Annotated in this window: 11 protein-coding genes and 1 pseudogene; 5 read left to right on the forward strand and 7 right to left on the reverse strand. The window is 60.7% G+C overall.

The features are described from left to right. Window positions 1-59: 59 nt before the first annotated feature. Both HX812_RS20385 and HX812_RS20390 read right to left on the reverse strand, forming a co-directional pair. The gene (locus HX812_RS20385; RefSeq protein WP_038851210.1) at window positions 60-6,077 is read right to left on the reverse strand and encodes an NEL-type E3 ubiquitin ligase domain-containing protein; all 6,018 of its coding nucleotides are present in this window, start codon (window positions 6,075-6,077) and stop codon (window positions 60-62) included. An 85-nt stretch (window positions 6,078-6,162) separates the two neighbouring features. Then, window positions 6,163-7,101, reverse strand: coding sequence for a DnaJ C-terminal domain-containing protein (locus HX812_RS20390; protein WP_038851212.1), 939 nt, complete (start codon window positions 7,099-7,101; stop codon window positions 6,163-6,165). A 238-nt stretch (window positions 7,102-7,339) separates the two neighbouring features. Between HX812_RS20390 and HX812_RS20395 the strand changes: the two genes are divergently transcribed. Beyond that, a complete protein-coding gene (locus HX812_RS20395; protein ID WP_038851255.1) occupies window positions 7,340-8,608 on the forward strand; it encodes an Hsp70 family protein in 1,269 nt (422 codons plus the stop codon). A gap of 136 nt (window positions 8,609-8,744) precedes the next feature. Here HX812_RS20395 and HX812_RS20400 read toward each other — a convergent pair whose 3' ends face one another. From HX812_RS20400 to HX812_RS20410, 3 genes are all read right to left on the reverse strand, one after another. Then, window positions 8,745-9,758 (reverse strand): AI-2E family transporter, encoded by a 1,014-nt coding sequence (locus tag HX812_RS20400; RefSeq protein WP_038851213.1) that lies wholly within the window; start codon window positions 9,756-9,758, stop codon window positions 8,745-8,747. Window positions 9,759-9,881: 123 nt separating this feature from the next. Then, the gene (locus HX812_RS20405) at window positions 9,882-10,181 is read right to left on the reverse strand and encodes a PsiF family protein (protein WP_005784310.1); all 300 of its coding nucleotides are present in this window, start codon (window positions 10,179-10,181) and stop codon (window positions 9,882-9,884) included. A 71-nt stretch (window positions 10,182-10,252) separates the two neighbouring features. Beyond that, a complete protein-coding gene (locus tag HX812_RS20410) occupies window positions 10,253-11,041 on the reverse strand; it encodes a helix-turn-helix transcriptional regulator (protein ID WP_038851215.1) in 789 nt (262 codons plus the stop codon). Window positions 11,042-11,138: 97 nt separating this feature from the next. Here HX812_RS20410 and HX812_RS20415 point away from each other — a divergent pair, with 97 nt between their 5' ends. Beyond that, the gene (locus tag HX812_RS20415; protein ID WP_028615544.1) at window positions 11,139-12,008 is read left to right on the forward strand and encodes a DMT family transporter; all 870 of its coding nucleotides are present in this window, start codon (window positions 11,139-11,141) and stop codon (window positions 12,006-12,008) included. Here HX812_RS20415 and HX812_RS20420 read toward each other — a convergent pair. Continuing rightward, window positions 12,005-12,895, reverse strand: coding sequence for a triacylglycerol lipase (locus HX812_RS20420; RefSeq protein WP_038851216.1), 891 nt, complete (start codon window positions 12,893-12,895; stop codon window positions 12,005-12,007). The two genes, HX812_RS20415 and HX812_RS20420, sit on opposite strands and share 4 nt — an antisense overlap. Window positions 12,896-13,063: 168 nt before the next feature. Between HX812_RS20420 and HX812_RS20425 the strand changes: the two genes are divergently transcribed. Continuing rightward, complete coding sequence (locus tag HX812_RS20425; RefSeq protein WP_016976947.1) at window positions 13,064-13,594, forward strand: bacterioferritin; 531 nt, start codon at window positions 13,064-13,066, stop codon at window positions 13,592-13,594. Window positions 13,595-13,653: 59 nt separating this feature from the next. Here HX812_RS20425 and HX812_RS20430 read toward each other — a convergent pair whose 3' ends face one another. Beyond that, entirely contained in the window at window positions 13,654-15,723 is a 2,070-nt protein-coding gene (locus tag HX812_RS20430) for an AsmA family protein (RefSeq protein ID WP_038851218.1), read from the reverse strand. Window positions 15,724-16,082: 359 nt separating this feature from the next. Between HX812_RS20430 and HX812_RS20435 the strand changes: the two genes are divergently transcribed. Further along, entirely contained in the window at window positions 16,083-16,535 is a 453-nt protein-coding gene (locus tag HX812_RS20435; RefSeq protein WP_038851220.1) for a hypothetical protein, read from the forward strand. Window positions 16,536-16,685: 150 nt separating this feature from the next. Further along, window positions 16,686-16,768 (forward strand): annotated as a pseudogene (locus HX812_RS20440) (TetR family transcriptional regulator); the annotation flags it as partial.

Genomic DNA, 16,768 nt, shown 5'->3' on the forward strand with positions numbered 1-16,768 from the left:
TGGCACCTTTCTAAGAGAGGTTTTCATCCTAATGACCGCCAACGGGGGACCCGACCTAACTATTTAGGCGATGTGGAGGGCACCTCCCATTCGGTACGGCTCAGACTTTCGATCAACCCTTCCTCCGCAGCCGCCAGGCGTGTTTTCAGGTCATTGGACTTGGTCAGGAAATCGCCCTCGGACACCTCACCCGCCGCGTTGCTCTCAGTCAACTTCGCCAGTTCCTCATAATACGGCTCGCTCAACTCCTCGAACTGCGGGCGGTATTTGCTCACCACAAAGTCCTTCCAGAAGTCTCGGCTCAGCAGGGCTGCAAACTCCTCGGGCGAGCCGTCCAGTTTGCGGATGCGCGCAAGGGTATCGGCCAGCTGTTGCTGGGTGACCTTGCCCATGCCGATGAAGGTCACTTTGTCGGGCTGCCCCGGTAAATCCAGCTTGTCGGCGCCCTTGAGGCTGTAACGGTAGGCCAGACGCACCTCGACTTCTTCCAATCGTGCGATCTTCTGGTTTTTCTCTAATCCGGTCAGGGAAGTGTCGCTGTTGATCTGCGCAGTACGCTGCTCAATATCCTGCAACGCGGTCTTTTCCACCTCATCCAGGCGAAACAGACCACGGGCCAGTTTCAACAGGGCCGGCCCCTGGTTAACGTCCGTCGCCGACGCCTTCGCCCGGTAGACCATGCTCATGATTTCGACGTTACTGAACGACAACGCTGCGCGGTCACAGCAAGTCCCGCGCCCGGCCCAGGTGAACATCTCGTCGCGCAATGCCTCGGACTCGACACTGTGCTCGTTGATGCTGTCGAGCACACTCCACACGCGCTGCTGCAGGTCGGCATGTCCTCCAGCGGGCGCTTGCATATCGTTGAGCATGGTAAAAAAACCATCGCCATTGGGCTGCTCGCGCAAGCTCGACCACTGCGCCTGCCGGGCGGCTATCTGCTCTGTCGAAAACCCCTGGCTCCAGCGCGTGAAATCGGCACCCGTGGTGCCGCGCGCGCCTGCCCCGGCAGCAGGTCGATAAACGGTCGTCAGAATGCCGACATTCGGATCGCCCCCCAGGCCTGCTTGCGCGACCCGCGTGCGATAGCCCGTAATGCGTTGCAACGTGGCTTCAGTCAATGGGTTGTTGCCCAGAAAAATCCGGCAACGCAGTGGCAGCGCCCCCTCCAAAGGCGCCTCCGGGGGTGGGATAACGGAGTCAGGCAGGTTCGTCAGTTGGTTACTGTCCAGCAAGACGGCATCCAGCAATGACTGGTGACCCAGCCCAGTGGGCCATTGATCGATGCCGGTGTAGCCCAGGTTCAACGAACGCATATCCGTGATCTGGCTGAAGTCCAGGTCAACACCCAGCGGGTTATTGTTGAGCGACAACGCCCGAAGGGACGTGCGCTCGGACACAATACGCGCGGTATCGGCCGTCAGGCGGATCTGGTTGTGATTCAAATACAGCCGGGTCAAACCCTGCATCTGACCCAGCGCCGGAGGCAGTTCGTGCAGCTGGTTATGGGACATGTCCAGCCAGCGCAGGCCGCGAAAACGGCTGAGGAATTCTTCGGGAGAGGCGCTCAGGTGCATGTTCTTGAGCACGAGCGAACCGACATGGCTGAAATCCGCATCCAGGGCCGGCAGGCTTTGCAAATGCAGATTACTGAGGTCGAGTTCCTGTCCGATCGGCGTGCCGTCCCTTGCCTCCCTTTCTGGTGCCTGCTTGCGCCAGCACTCGAGGATCCGACTTTTGGCCGTGAATCGATCACTCCCGCTCCCACCAACCTGCAACGCATCGCGCATGCGCACGTAGCGTTGACGCCCGCCGCCGCCGCCCGTGGACGCCCACGCATCGAGTTGCTGGTTGAGCCGTTGCAGTTCCACTTTCAGCCGGTTCATTTCGGCCGGCGCACCGTCCCCCAGGCTGAGCCAATACTCCCTGGCACGGCCTAGGGTGTATCGAGGAAATACGCTTTGAACATCCTGGGTATCGAGGGATTCGACCGCGAACGTGTCACTGTCCCGCAGGTGCATAAATCCCGGATGGCTTTGGGACACGCGTTGCCAATAGCCGTCCAACTCCAACCAGGTTTGCGCGAGGAAGGCGTTGGAGCGCAGATCAATCGTGTGATTGAGCCGGATGATTTTTTCGAAGTGCTCAGGTGCCGGGTGAAGGTGCTCGGCGGGGATACCTCGCAACGCATTATGGCTGAGGTTGAGTGTTGCCAGGTTCTCCTGCTCAAGCAGGCCCGTAGGCCACTGTTCAAGGCGGGTGTAGCTCAAGTTGACATTTTTAAGCCTTGGCATACGGCTCAAATCCGGCGGCAGTTGCAAGGGGTTGCCCATCAGGTTCAACTCCTCCAGGCGGCTCAGATTGCCCAGTTGCTCGACACTGGCCGGGGTCAGGCTGATGCGGTTACTGCTGAGCGTCAAATGGGTCAGGTTATCCATTTCACCCAGCCCTTCGGGCAGTTCCGTCAACTCCGCGCTCTGAATTTTCAACTGTTTAAGCTGTTTGAAATGACTGAGGAAGTTTTGCGCCCCGGTGGTCCAGGAGACATTGAACAGCTCCAGCGATTCGACATGGCTGAAGTCTGCCGTCAGCTCTGGAAGGTTCATGCGCGTGCCTGGCGCGATGTTTAATGTGCGTGTCTGGCGCCGCCAACAGGCAACAATGGCATCGGAATAAGCCTTGCGCGCCCCGCCCCGACGATCAAAAAGGGTGGCCGTGGAGTGGGGTTGCTCGTTGACCCAGGCCGCCAAATCCTGTTCGAGCTTTTTGTATTCTTTTTCCAGGCGCTTGAGTGCCCCCGTCACATCGGTTCCCTGGGCCGCGAGAAAATCACCAATCTGGGCCTCGGAGAACGTCGGAAAGAGCTTTTTCGTCCGTGCTGCGGGTGTGGTAAAGGCCCTGGTGACGACTTGCCGAATGCTGAAAGCGCCGCCCAGCAAGCGCATCGAAGGATCATATTCAGGCTTTTGCAGCGGGTGCTCCAGCAGCACTGTGCGCATGGGTCCGCGTGGCAGCGGCGAGCGCCGGATCAGCACCTGTAGTTGCGCCGCGTCTGCGGCCCCCAGGGCTTCACGCTCTTCGACGGACAATTGCTGCCACAGCGCTGAGTAGATATCGCCCGGCGGCGCCCCCTCGAATTGGCCGTCTTCTCTGAGCACCAAGTGTTTTTGAATCGCGGCATCGGGTGAGCCGATGGCATCCTGCACCTTGCCTGCGGACGAATACTCACGTAACTCGACGCGGGTTCCTCGCCGCCAGCCGGGCAAGGTTTCCAGGGTACGCAGCGCCAGGATATGGCTGTCCGGGTTGGCCAACGCATCGACATGCAAACCTTCATAAGCACGCGACACGCGTATTTCCTGGGTGTGCCATTGGGCTTGCGCCCTGACGTTATCCGGTAGACGTGCCCTCAAGCGAAAGGCCTGCCGTTGCTCCTCGGTGAGGTTGCGCAACACCTGCTCGGCCATCGCGTTGGGCAAGTCCGGGTAAGTCGACCGCAACCGATTCACATCCGGGTCGTTGCCGAGGTCCTGCTTGCGGTAGCGTTCTTCCACCAACGTGTTCCGGCGAGCCTCGGCATACTCGCCCAAGTCCTGGCGCAACAGCCTGGCGCGCTCGGACAAAGGATCGCTCGCCAGCCCCGGGAACTCGCGCAACGCCGGATCCACGCCTTGCAGCGTGTGCAGCACCTCCTGCAGCAGTTCGCCGCGGCCCATGGCTTGCGCGCTCAACACCATCACGCGAGGCTGTATCGAGGACGGCCCAGTGTCCTCCCACAGCAGATGGTTATCCGCGTCGAGCACCCGCAACCGGGTATCCCCGAGCATGCCCCGGCGTTGCAGCAGATCCATCTGCGGCGCCACGTCGGCCTTGGCGTAGCTGCCAGCGTCCGCCGCTTTGATCCGCGAGATAAACGCGCTGACATCATCCGCACAGCGGAAACGTTGCAGCGTATCGGCGAGCACCAAGGGTATCGGGTTGTTATCCAGGGCCTCGGCGCGCAACGTATCGAGTTCGACGTCACTGGCCTCCAGCGCCGCTTGCACACGTGCAGTACTCATGCCTTCGGCCGGCAACCCCAGGCGACTGATCAAGGTCGATGCATCCCAGGTCAACGGGCTTTCAGCCTCATGCTGCCAGGCACCTTCCAGGTTATGGGCCAGGCGCGGGGCATAGGCTTGCGGGCGCGTCGGGTGCTGGATCCGGTACTCGTCATTCAGCGGGTCATGGCGCAGCCGAAAGTGATCACCGTCCAGGGGCAATACGGTGTGCCCGTCGTGGGTATACAGGCCCAACTCATTGGGACGGGCATCGGTGGGCAGGGTGATGGGCGCCTTGTAGGGGGCCAGGTCAGGGCGCCAGAGTTTTTCATCACCATTGTCGAGGGTAACGGGCTGTAGGTCCTCGATCACCGGCTCAGGCTTGGCCGCCGCCAGCTTGGAAAAACCTTTGCCGACACCGGCCATCACCGCGATCAGTGCCAGGTTTTCCGCCACATCCAACAGGTGCGCCTTGGCGGCGCGGCGGTCGCCCTCCGCCCACTCGATGGAACCCTCCAGGGTTTCGTACAGCAGTTGGCCGGCCATCACCGCCATCATCACCTCGCCCAGGACCGGCACGAACATCGACACCACGTTCAGCGCCAGCAGGCCGATACCCAGTAACTTGGCGATTTTCTCCGAACGCACCCGCGCATCCACATCGGCGGTGGGCACCGCATGGCTGCGCGCGTCGGCCAGCAGTTTGTCGCGGTGCTGTGCGAAGAGGTAGTCCCACAGGTCCAGGTTGTCATCCCACCACACGGTGCCTTTCTGATTGATCGCGCCGACATTGAGGTACGGGTCCGACTTGAGCCGTCTGATGGGCTCCGGATTGGATGGCACTTCGGCCGTTGTGAACAGCAAAGAGAAGGGATCGATGCCCTTGAGGAAATGCGTCATGAACGGCGAGTACACCTTCAGACCGGTGATGGTCCCCGGTGCCGGCGTAAAGTCGGTGAGCTCGCCGAAATACGTGGGCAAGTCGCCGTACCTGACGAATTGGCTGAAAAAGCGCTGGTAGTCCGTTGGGCTGCCATCATCGGGGGCTGAGGTATCGCGCGTGGTGAAACGTGTCTTGAAGATCGCCTGCATCTGCTCCCAAGTGACGCGTTTCAACGGGTGATACGGGTCATGGGGGATGTAAAGGATCAGGTCATTGGTGTAGCGGCGGATCTCGCAGATCATGAAGACAATGCAGCCGGTCATGCGTTTTTTCATCAGGCGCACGTCACGGAACCACACCTGCCGCGTGCCCATCCACGGGTGATTTTCGCCATTGATCACCGAGACGATCATCTGATAGTCGTCCGGCCCAATGTCCTGTGTCAGCAGCGCGCGCTCTGCCGCTGCCGCCAGGTCGGCCTTGCGCGCGGCGCTGAATTTATACCGCAAGGCCTGCTCGGCTACGGGGTCCTTGGGACGCATGAAATCGTTGAGATAGCGTTGATACTGCGCACCAATATCCAGCGAGCGACATAGCCCGGTGAATTGCGCAACGGTCAGCGAAGTACTGACCGCTTCGAATTTCTGCGCCTCGGCTGCCTCGATCACAAACCCGGACGAGGCATCAAACGCCCCCTCTTCGCATTCCGATGCTTCAAAGTTGTGCAGCGCCGCCTGCAACAACGGCAAGCGCATCACTTCGAATGTGCTGTAGGTGGCTTGGGGCTGCAGGTATTCGACCCGCGTGCGCAACTGCAGGATGGTGTTGTTTACATCCAACTGCACCTTGAATTTGTCCTGCAGCGCCTTGACCAGCAAGGGTTGGGCGAAGGTGTCGATGTCTTGCAGCGTGGCGAACGCCTTGTCGAGGGCGGTTTGGGTGGTGAGGCTGGTGGTGTATTTATCATTCAGCGTTTTTTGCTGTTCAGGCGATGCGCGCAAGTACCAGTCCGGTGGCTCTGCGGGCGTCGTTTTGAGCTGCTCACGACGTGATGAAGTAGCGTCGACCAGCCAAGCAGGGCTGGAGCGTTCGAGGTATTCGCGGTGGATACTTTGGGTCGCCGCCGGCGGGGTGCCAGAAGAGAGGTCGGCCATGATGTTGCTCCCGTTATAAAGAGCAACAGCACATCATGGCCGACCCGTTGACCCGCGCTAGATAGTTAGCGTGGGGCGGCTATTTTCAGAAGTGTTCCCGTGGGTTGAACGCGGCTTTCTTCGCCAGCTCTTGCCACAGCGCAATGGTTTCGTCGTCTGCCTGCTTAGGCATCACGGCCTTGAGCTGGATGTACAGGAAACCGCGCTCGCCAGCCTTGTTCAACAAGCCATGGCCCTTGGCGCGCATGCGTTGGCCGTTCTGGCTGCCGGCAGGCACCTTGAGGTTGATCTTGCCGGTAAGCGTCGGCACAGCCACTTCCGCCCCCAGTGCAAGCTCCCAAGGAGCCAATGGCAGGTTGATGATCAGGTTTTCGCCTTCCACCTCAAACTTTGGATGCGGCGCAAACTTGATGATCAGGTACAGATCGCCATTGGCCCCGCCGCCGATCCCCGGCGCGCCCTGCGCCTTGAGGCGGATGCGCTCGCCGTCGGCCACGCCGGCCGGGATCTTCACGTTCAGGCTCTTGGTGGTGTTGCTGACGTGACGGCCCGAGGCGTCGTATTGCGGCACCTGGAAGCTGATCTGCTTGGACTCGGTGGACAGCGTCTCTTCAAGGGACACCGTCAGTTGCATTTCCACGTCCTGGCCCTTGCGCCCGGTTGGACGGCGTTGTCCACCGCCAAAGGCGTCGCCACGGGAGCCGAAGATCGAACTGAAGAAGTCCGAGAAGTCTTCGCCACCGCCGCCGCCACCAAAGCCGCCACGGCTCTGCCAGCCCGGTGGCCCTTGGAACGGCTGGCCATGCTGGCCGTATTTGCGCAGCTCGTCGTATTCGGCACGTTTGTCCGCGCTTTTGAGCGCCTCATAGGCTTCGGACGCGTCCTTGAACTTGGCTTCGGCGTCTTTTTCCTTGCTCACGTCGGGGTGATATTTGCGCGCGAGCTTGCGGTAGGCCGCCTTGATTTCCTTGTCGTCGGCCGTCGGCTCTACGCCCAATATCTTGTAGTAGTCTTTGAAATCCATCGGCGGTTCACCATCCTTAATCGAGATCGCACAGCCCGGGGCACAACGTGCGCTGCATTGCACCTGTTGAGTCTTGTGGCCTGGGGGTGCGTCAAAGTGTTATCGGCGCTTGCCGTATGCAGCAGATGTGGGGGCGAATCCCCAGGTTTCAAGCATGATTTAACAGATGGTCGGCCTACGCATCCGCCGCCGACTGGCATACACTGCGCGGCCGTTTTTCAACCGGAACCTGATTGTCATGGAAAACCCATCCCCAGCCCGTGCCTGCGGCATCGACTTTGGCACGTCCAACTCCACCGTCGGGTGGATCCGCCCCGGCGAGGAGACGCTTATTGCGCTGGAGGACGACAAGATCACCCTGCCGTCAGTGGTGTTCTTCAACTTCGAGGAACGCCGCCCGGTGTACGGTCGCCTGGCGCTGCACGAGTACCTGGAAAACTACGAAGGCCGGCTGATGCGCTCGCTCAAGAGCCTGCTGGGTTCCAAGCTGATCAAGCACGACACCAGCGTGCTCGGCACGGCGATGCCGTTCACCGACCTGCTGGCGCTGTTTATCGGCCAGCTCAAGAGCCGCGCCGAAGCCAACGCCGGCCGTGAGTTCGAAGAAGTGGTGCTGGGCCGCCCGGTGTTTTTCGTCGATGACGACCCGATGGCCGACCAGGAAGCCGAGAACACCCTGGTGGACGTGGCGCGCAAGATCGGCTTCAAGGACATTTCGTTCCAGTACGAGCCGATTGCGGCCGCGTTCGACTACGAGTCCACCATCCAGAAAGAAGAGCTGGTACTGATCGTCGACATCGGCGGTGGTACGTCTGACTTCTCCCTGGTCCGCCTGTCGCCGGACCGCCGCCACAACGACAACCGCCAGAGCGACATCCTCGCCACCGGCGGCGTTCACATCGGCGGTACCGACTTCGACAAGCAACTCTCACTGAACGGCATGATGCCGCTGTTCGGCTACGGCAGCCGCATGAAGAGCGGCGCCTATATGCCCACCAGCCACCACATGAACCTCGCCACCTGGCACACCATCAACTCGGTGTATTCGCAAAAATCCCAGTTGGCCCTGGGCAGCATGCGCTACGACATCGAAGACACCGGCGGTATCGACCGTCTGTTCAAGCTGATCGAAGAACGCGCCGGGCACTGGTTGGCCATGGAAGTAGAAGAAACCAAGATCCAACTGACCCACGAAGACAGCCGCCACGTGGCGCTGGATCGCATCGAAGCAGGCCTGAGCGTGGACCTGAGCCGGGCGTTGTTCGAGTCCTCCATCGACGCCTTGCTCGAACGTGTGCGCGGTAGCGTGACGCAGTTGCTCAACGACGCTTCGGTGAGCGTGGCGCAGGTGGACACGGTGTTCTTTACCGGCGGTTCCAGCGGGATCCCGGCACTGCGCCACAGCATTTCGGCGATGCTGCCGAATGCGCGGCATGTGGAAGGGAATATCTTTGGCAGTATCGGCAGTGGGTTGGCGATTGAGGCCAGTAAGCGGTACGGCTACTGAGTTTTAGCTGAAAGACCGCGGCGCCCCTATCGCGGGCAAGCCCGGCTCCCACACTTGACCGAGTTCCAACTTTGAAATGCGGTCGAATGTGGGAGCGGGCTTGCCCGCGATGGCGTCAGCCCAGGCAACACAAGCTTTAAACCATCCCCCCAAGCTTCAATTCACTCTTGAGATACGCATAATAAATCGGCCCCGCCACCACACCGGGCAAGCCGAACGCGGCCTCAAACACCAGCATCGCCAGCAACAATTCCCACGACTTGGCACTGATCTGCCCGCCCACAATGCGCGCATTGAGGAAGTACTCGATCTTGTGGATCACGATCAGATAGCCCAGCGCAGCCACCGCCACCCAGATCGACAGCGACAACGCGACGATGGTGATCAGCGTGTTGGACATCAGGTTGCCGATGACCGGCAGCAGGCCCAGCAGGAAGGTCAGCACGATCAGGGTTTTGGTCAGCGGCAGGTGAATCCCGCACAGCGGCAGCACCACAGCGAGGAACACGGCGGTGAAGGCGGTGTTGAGCGCGGCGATCTTGATCTGCGCGAAGACGATGTTGCGAAAGGCCTGGACCAGCAGGTGCAGGCGGTCGAACAACGCGGCAGCCAGGGGTTTGCGTTTGGTCAGGTCGGGCACGCGTTGCAGGGCGATGATGGCGCCGAGCACCATGCCGATCAGCAGGGTGACGAACATGTGGGCGGCGTCTTTGCCGACCAGCTGCAGTTCGCTCAGGTGCTTGCTCATCCAGTCGCCGATGGCCACGCGAAACTCGGCGGCGCTGGCGGGCAGGTAGGCGTCGATAAACGGCGGCAACTGGCCACGCGCACGGTCGACCACGCCCATGAATTTGTCCAGGGAAGCGCCAGGGTTTTCCGCTTCATGGAGCAGGAAGCTGATGGCGCCGGCGAAGATCAAAGTCAGCACACTGACGATCAGGGTGCCGAGCAAGGCCACCGCGAGCCAGCGCGCACGCCGGCCTTCGATCAGCCGTTGCAGTTGGGGAGTGAGCATGTTGACCAGCTCGAACACCAACAGACCGGCCAGCAGGCTGGGCAGTAATTTGAGCGGCAGTACCAGCAGCAGTCCGCCGAAAATGATGATGTAGCTGGCCAGCAATATCACGTGACGCTGAGAAAACGTTGGCATACAGCCTCAAAACGAACGGCGTTAAAGGATGGGCAGTCTGCCAGCCTTGAGAGAATCAAGCGAGTGGGTCAGTAGTGAATGCGATCAAGTGTGGGAGCAGGCAGCCTGCTCCCACCTGTGTGATCAGCCTTTGAGGCAAGTGCTCATGAAGGTTTTGCGCGCATCGCCAGTCAGCGCCTTGGTTTTCGCTGAGGCATTGCAATCCTTCATCTTCTGCTGCTGCGGCGTCAGGGTCTTGGCGTCATTGGCCGCCGGGGCCGACAGGCAGGTCTTCATGAAGGCCTTGCGGTCATCACCCTTGAGCGTCTTGGTGGTGGCTTCGGCATTGCAGGTGGTCATTTTGTTTTGCTGGGCAGTGGCGGCAAAACCCTGGGAACACAGCAGCAGGCCCATCATCAACAGCGGAATTCGCAGCATCTTCATGGAGTTTTCTCCCTGTTACCGTGCCGGGCGGCACGGCCTACCCAGCAGTGTAGTCAAAGCCTGTTACAACTTCACCGGCTACGGATATGCGTCCGTCGGTACTGCTCCGGCGTGCAGCCCGCCTGGCGCTGGAACATGGCGATAAAGGCTGACGCGGTGCTGTAGCCCAGGTCAAATGCCACATGTTGCACGCTGCGCGGGCTGTCGAGGGCTTCGATGGCCGCCAGGTAGCGCAGGCGCTGACGCCACTCGCCGAAGCTCATGCCCAGCTCCCGCACAAACAGGCGCGCCAGGGTGCGTTCGCTCACGTGGACGTGTTCGGCCCAGTGCGCCAGGGGGCGGTTATCGGCAGGGTCGGCCTGCATGCCTTCGAGTACGCCAAGCAAGCCAGGGTGACGGGCGTAAGGCAGAAAGCATTCGTGGATCGGCGCCTGCTTGAGCTGGTCCACCAGCACCTGGGCCAGGCGGATATCGGACTCGGTCTGCGGCATGTTCACATCACGCCCGGCGAAATCGCTGAGGATGGCCTTGAGGATATCGCTGATCGCCAGGGTGCACGGCTGCTGGGGCAACTGCTCACAGAGTTCCGGCGCCAACCCGACCGAGTGATAGACGATCGCCTCGGCGTTGTAGGAACTGTGCTGCGTATGCGGCGGCACCCACACCGCGTATTGCGGCGGCGACATGAAGCGGTTGCCGGCCACCTCCATGCGCATCACGCCGCTGGCCGAGTAATCCAGCGAACCCCAGAAGTGCTGGTGCGGGGTGCACTCGGTGTCGGGGGCGAAATCCGAATAACGGAAGTACACCGGGCTCGGCAGCTGGGGGAAATCCGCAAGGCGTACGTTGTGCTTGGCCATATTGTCTGGATACAGAGGTGGTTTGTCTGGATCGCAGTATAGGCTTCGATCCAGACAATGGATAATCCTGCCTCATCAACACACTGGGTTTCTTTCGATGCAATACGCGTATCCCTTGCTGGCCATTTTCATTTGGGCCGGCAACACCGTCGTCAACAAGCTGGCCGTGGGCGCACTGTTCCCGGCGGAAATCGGCTTTTACCGCTGGTTGCTGGCGGCGCTGCTGTTCACGCCGTTCATGATCAAGCCGGTGATCGCCAACTGGGCGTTGATCCGTCCGAACCTGGGCAAGGTGTTCATCCTCGGCGTGCTGGGCATGGCGGTGTACCAGAGCCTGGCGTACTACGCCGCGTCGCTGACCACGGCGACCAACATGGGCATCATCCTGTCGTTGATGCCGTTGATGGCACTCACAGCAGCGATCATCAGCCTCGGCCAACGCCTCACCTACGGCGCGATGACTGGTGCCGTGCTGTCGTTCGCCGGTGTGGTGGTGGTGGTTTCCGCCGGTAGCCTCGACGCACTGCTGCAACACGGGGTCAACCTGGGCGACGGCATGATGCTGGTCGCGACCCTGGCCTACGCGGTCTACAGCACCCTGTTGAAGAAATGGCAGCTGCGCCTGCCGCCGTTGGTGTTGCTGTATCTGCAGGTGCTGGTGGCGGTGGTGGTGCTGTTTCCGCTGTTCCTGTTCTCGGCGAAGGCCGGCTTGGGTTGGGCGAACATTCCGCTGGTGCTGTATGCGTGCCTGTTGGCCTCGATGGTCGCGCCGCTGGCGTGGATGCATTCGGTAAAGACCTTGGGCCCGAGCCGCACGACGTTGTTTTTCAACCTGCTGCCGTTGATCACCGCGTTGATTGCGGCCGTGGTGCTGAAGGAAGAGTTGGCGCTGTACCACCTGGTGGGCGGTTTGCTGACCTTGGGCGGGGTGATTTTATCGGAGCGCTGGACCACGCCGGTGCGTTAAACCCCGGCCTCCTTCAAGCGTCGGGCATGCTCGACGAACAGTCGAATCGGCTCGGCGCCCTTGCCCACCAGGCCCAGGGATTGGTTGACGATATCGAAGTGATCCAAGGCGTAGTCATCGCCGATCACCCTCCCCAGGTGTGAGCTGTAGCGTCCGACCATGCCGTCGCACTGGCCCTTTTCGCGTACAAAGCTGCGGGCGAACAGGCGGCAACTGCGATGCGTACCGTCGAACAGGTTGCGACCCCGGTCGGTGATGCCCGGCTGCAAGGTGCCGGACCATGAGTAATACCGCACGCCGTTGACCTCTTCGGGCCCCTGCCCGCCCCATGTCGGCGGCAGCCCCTGTGGATAGCACTGATTGAACAGCGCCACACCCGCACTGGTCAGGGAATGATGGGAGGCCTGCAAGTCCGCCTTGAAGCGTGGCCCGCGATAGCCGGTTTCCAGCACGCCCATCACCCAGGCAACCAGGTGAAACAGCGCGCTCATGATTCGGCCCTTCACGCCATCCACGGGGTAATTGAGATGAATGTGGTCCGCCAGTTCCGAGCCATGGCTGGGCCCGGCCACCGATGTCACCGACGCCACCCACTCCGGGCGCTTGGCCGCTGCATACCGCGCAGTTAGCGAGCCCTGGCTGTGGCCGATCAGGTTGACCTTGTCGGCCCCCATTTCACGGCGAATGCGCTCGATCTGCAGCAGCAATTGCTCGCCACGCACCTCGCTGGAGTCCAGCGGCGCCACCTGCACGGGAAATACCTGCGCGCCGCCTGCCTGTAGCGCCGGGACGATGCCGTACCAATAGGGAAACCACCCCAGGCGCACAAACCCGAGCATGCCGGGGACCAGCACCAAGGGGTAACGCGTGGCTAACGACTGCGGCATGGGCCGAACGTCCTTGATCAGGAAAGACCACCAGAGGCTAGCCCAGTCCCGCGACGAGGTGATGACATAAAATCCGATAAAACTTTTTGCGTGACGCGGGACTCACAACTTGGAGCGATCACGCCGGCAGAGCGTGGCGCAAAACCGGATTAGTACCAGGAGATTGAGATGACCGAAGCAAACTTGACTGACGTTGCGACCCTGCGCAGCCGCGCCCGCCAGAACGTCGAAAACGGTGCAGTGACCGAAGGTTATGACGCCGACCGCGAAGAAATCATCCGACTGCTCAACGCATCGCTGGCCACCGAGCTGGTCTGCGTGCTGCGCTACAAGCGCCACTACTTCATGGCCAGCGGTATCAAGGCGTCCGTCGCCGCCGACGAGTTCCTCGAACACGCCACCCAGGAAGCCGAACACGCGGACAAACTCGCCGAGCGCATCGTGCAGCTGGGCGGTGAGCCGGAGTTCAACCCGGACCTGCTGACCAAGAACTCCCACGCCCAATACGTGGCCGGCAAGGACCTCAAGGAAATGGTCTACGAAGACCTGGTCGCCGAGCGGATTGCGGTAGACAGCTACCGCGAGATCATCCAGTACATTGGCGATAAAGACCCGACTACGCGTCGTCTGTTTGAAGAGATCCTGGCTCAGGAAGAAGAGCATGCGGACGATATGGCGGATATTCTAGAAAGTCTGTAAGTGCGAAACACAAAAGGGGGAGCTGGCTAGCCAGCTCCCCCTTTTGTTCGTCTGCCGTTTCAGCCTTTAACGGTTTTCGGCGCCTTGCCTTCCTTCATCTGCTGCAACAACGGTGCACACTCATTCGGTTCACCACCACTCGGCGCGACCAACGCCAGCAACCCGGCCGCCGGCCCGGCGATCACACCCAGCGCCACCATGCCCGCCCCCCGCAACGCCAGTGGAATGGCTTTCACACCCGCGTTGGGCTTGATGAACGGCCCGTTGACGTACAGCGGTGAACGCAGGGAGAACAGGCGAAAGCCTTTCGATTCCGGGGTAATGGTAAGGTCCAGTTGCTCGGTGGCCATATTCGCGGTGCCATCGATGTAGATGATGGCGTTCTCAGTATCGAACACAAACAAGCGCGTGGTCGCCAGGCCCGTCTTGATGCCGAAGTCCGCCGCCGCGCAGTTGATCTTCACTTCCTTGTCACCAAACAAGCGGCCTACCACGTAGTTACCCACGTTGAGCCCGGCGATTTCCATCAGGCTGCGGCTGATGGCGCCGTCGTTGATCAGCATCTTCAGGTCACCGTTGGAGCTGCCCAATAGGGCTGCTACGGAATTGCCGCGTCCGGAGATGTCGGCATCACCGTTGAGTTCACCAAAGCTGGTTTTCATCGGTTCGAAGGTTGGGAACAGTTGCTTGAGCTTGAAGTTGCGCGCGGTGAGTTTGGCGCGACCTTCCATTGGCGTGATGCGGCCGTTGAGGCGGATCTGCGCATCCAGTTTGCCGCCGGCCACACCAAAACGCAGGGGTTCGAGGCTCAGTTCGCCGTCATTCAGGACCAGGTGGGTGTAGAGGTCGGTGAACGGCAGATCGGCACTGTGCACGATGCGCTTGCCGGTGAATTCCACATCGGCGTCCATGACACGCCAGCGCTCGGTGCGGAACTCTTCCACCGGCAGCACTTTGGTCGCTGGCTGCTTGCTGTCGCCGCCACGGGCTTTTTGCTTGGCGTTGGAGTCGGCGCCGATCAGCGGAGCGAGGTCGGTCATCAGCAATTGGTTGGACACCAGCGCGCCGCTGAGCTTGGGCCGTGGCTGGCTGGCGACGTAGGCGAGGCTGCCGTGGATATCGCTGTTGCCGATCTTGCCGTTGAAGTTTTCATAGCGAAACGAGGCGCCGCTGGCTTCGTGCAGCTTGGCGATGAGGTGACCGTCGGTGGAATAGGCCGGCGAATCCGGCAGGGTCACGCCGGTCAGCGGGTAGAGATTGCCCAGGCTGGAACCGGCGAGCTTCAAGCGCAAGTCGAGCGCACCGAGATTCAGTGGATCGGTCAGCGTGCCGGCCAGGGCGATGCTGGTGTCGGCAATCTTCACCTGCGCTTGCAGCGGGAACGGCTTGGCCGCGTCCTGCAAGGCCAGCAGTCCGCCGATCTTGCCGCTGCCGTCGAGTTTCTGGCCGTGGTACTGGCCTTTGACCTTGAGGCCGAACGCATAGTCCTGGGGCGCGGAGCCTTTTTCCAGGGCCTTCTTGGCATCGGCGTCGCCGACAATTTCGCCGAACGGGATCGGTTTGCCCAGCGGGTCGATGATCACATCCAGTTGGGTCTTGAGGGTCTGGTCGTCGAGGGCCACGTGGCCTTTGTCGAAGCCGATGGCACCGATGTCCACCACCCAGTTGGAGGGCTCGGCGTTCGGGTCCTTGGGGTCGAACTTGAAGGTCCAGTTGGCGCGGCCATCGGCCAGGCGCTGCAATTGCGCGCTCGGCTCGGTGAGGTCAATACGCGGGATCACCACGCGCTGCACCAGCAACGCCAGGGGCGAGATGCGCAGTTCGACCTTCTTGAGGGTGACCATTTGCGGGGTTTTCGACCAGTCCGGGTTGCCCAGGGTCAGGTCTTCGGCGATCACATGGGGCCATGGCACCCAGGCGCGCCAGCCACCCTCATCGGGCTCACGCGCCCACACCACCGCCAGGTTGCCGTTGATGGCAAACGGTCGATGCAATTCTTCGGAAACCTTGGCATTGAGGGGCGGCTTGATGCGGTTCCAGTCAAAGAACACCAGGACCAACACCACCACGGCGATTAACACAACGAAGCTGGCGCAGCTCCAAGCGACGATTTTACGAGTGCGCGTCATTGCACAGGACTCCTGAATACGACTGGCTGGGTGACAGCCTTTAAGGACAGCTTATAGAACTACGACTGGTAAACCGCCTGGGGGTTTAACCCGATCCCCGATTTGCCTGGAAAAACCTCAATTTCTGACCACTTCGACAGATTCCCCCTACGACGACGCACCATTGTTACCCGCGTGCGTGTCGAAAATACCCACACCGGTGCAAAACCGCGTGCTTGAGAGGCCCGTTCTAGAGCCTCCGCCTAGAACAATCAATTCTGTTGATTATTACCATTGTGTTTATGAACTTTTATATCGACTTATCGAGAGTAGCATTAGCCCTGTACCCACTTTATCGCCCTCCCAAGGAGCAACCCATCATGAAACGCCAATTACTCGCTACCGCCCTGTTATCCATCCTGGCTTCCAGTGCCTTTGCCCTGCCAGCCGCCGAACAGGCCACCCCACAAGTCAAAGCGGACGCCGTTCCGTTCAGCCAGACCGTCGCTCGCAGCGGTTCGCAAGAAGAAGAGAACCGTGACTACGCCAAAGGCGCTGTGGCTGAAAATGGTTCGGAACAAGCCAACAAACGCGCTTACACCGAAGGCCTGACCGAAAACGGCCGCAACCGCCTGGAACAAAAAGGCCTGGTTGAAGGTGGTGCTGATCGCCTGCTGGAACGCAACGCTGTTGCCGAAGGTGGCCGTGATCGCCTGGAACAGAAAGGTCTGGTCGAAGGCGGTGCTGAACAAGCCAACAAACGTGCCTACACCGAAGGCGTTGCTGAAGGCGGTGCTGACCGTCTGCAAGAACTGCATCAAGCACAGAGCTAACCCCGTGGTGGCCGAGAAAAAAGCCCGATCTGTCGATCGGGCTTTTGCTTTCCTGTAGATCGCGCTACGCCTCTCCCCGCCAAGTTCGACGTCAGCAGACCTGTTTTGCTAGAGTGCGTCGCTGTACTTGCCGACAAAGCCCGCCCGCCCATGCTGCCCCGCGCCGAACAGAAGCAACAGACCCGCACCGCCCTTATGGACGCAGCCTGCCATCTGATGGACTGTGGCCGTGG

Origin of the sequence: Pseudomonas sp. IPO3749, from assembly GCF_013386605.1 — a bacterium.
In the GTDB taxonomy this organism is placed as follows: Bacteria; Pseudomonadota; Gammaproteobacteria; order Pseudomonadales; family Pseudomonadaceae; genus Aquipseudomonas; species Aquipseudomonas azotoformans_A.

Coding starts and splice junctions, on each gene's coding strand:
- HX812_RS20385 (WP_038851210.1), bottom strand. CDS start 6,077: ATGGCCGACCTCTCTTCTGGCACCCCGCCGGCGGCGACCCAAAGTATC.
- HX812_RS20390 (WP_038851212.1), bottom strand. CDS start 7,101: ATGGATTTCAAAGACTACTACAAGATATTGGGCGTAGAGCCGACGGCC.
- HX812_RS20395 (WP_038851255.1), top strand. CDS start 7,340: ATGGAAAACCCATCCCCAGCCCGTGCCTGCGGCATCGACTTTGGCACG.
- HX812_RS20400 (WP_038851213.1), bottom strand. CDS start 9,758: ATGCCAACGTTTTCTCAGCGTCACGTGATATTGCTGGCCAGCTACATC.
- HX812_RS20405 (WP_005784310.1), bottom strand. CDS start 10,181: ATGAAGATGCTGCGAATTCCGCTGTTGATGATGGGCCTGCTGCTGTGT.
- HX812_RS20410 (WP_038851215.1), bottom strand. CDS start 11,041: ATGGCCAAGCACAACGTACGCCTTGCGGATTTCCCCCAGCTGCCGAGC.
- HX812_RS20415 (WP_028615544.1), top strand. CDS start 11,139: ATGCAATACGCGTATCCCTTGCTGGCCATTTTCATTTGGGCCGGCAAC.
- HX812_RS20420 (WP_038851216.1), bottom strand. CDS start 12,895: ATGCCGCAGTCGTTAGCCACGCGTTACCCCTTGGTGCTGGTCCCCGGC.
- HX812_RS20425 (WP_016976947.1), top strand. CDS start 13,064: ATGACCGAAGCAAACTTGACTGACGTTGCGACCCTGCGCAGCCGCGCC.
- HX812_RS20430 (WP_038851218.1), bottom strand. CDS start 15,723: ATGACGCGCACTCGTAAAATCGTCGCTTGGAGCTGCGCCAGCTTCGTT.
- HX812_RS20435 (WP_038851220.1), top strand. CDS start 16,083: ATGAAACGCCAATTACTCGCTACCGCCCTGTTATCCATCCTGGCTTCC.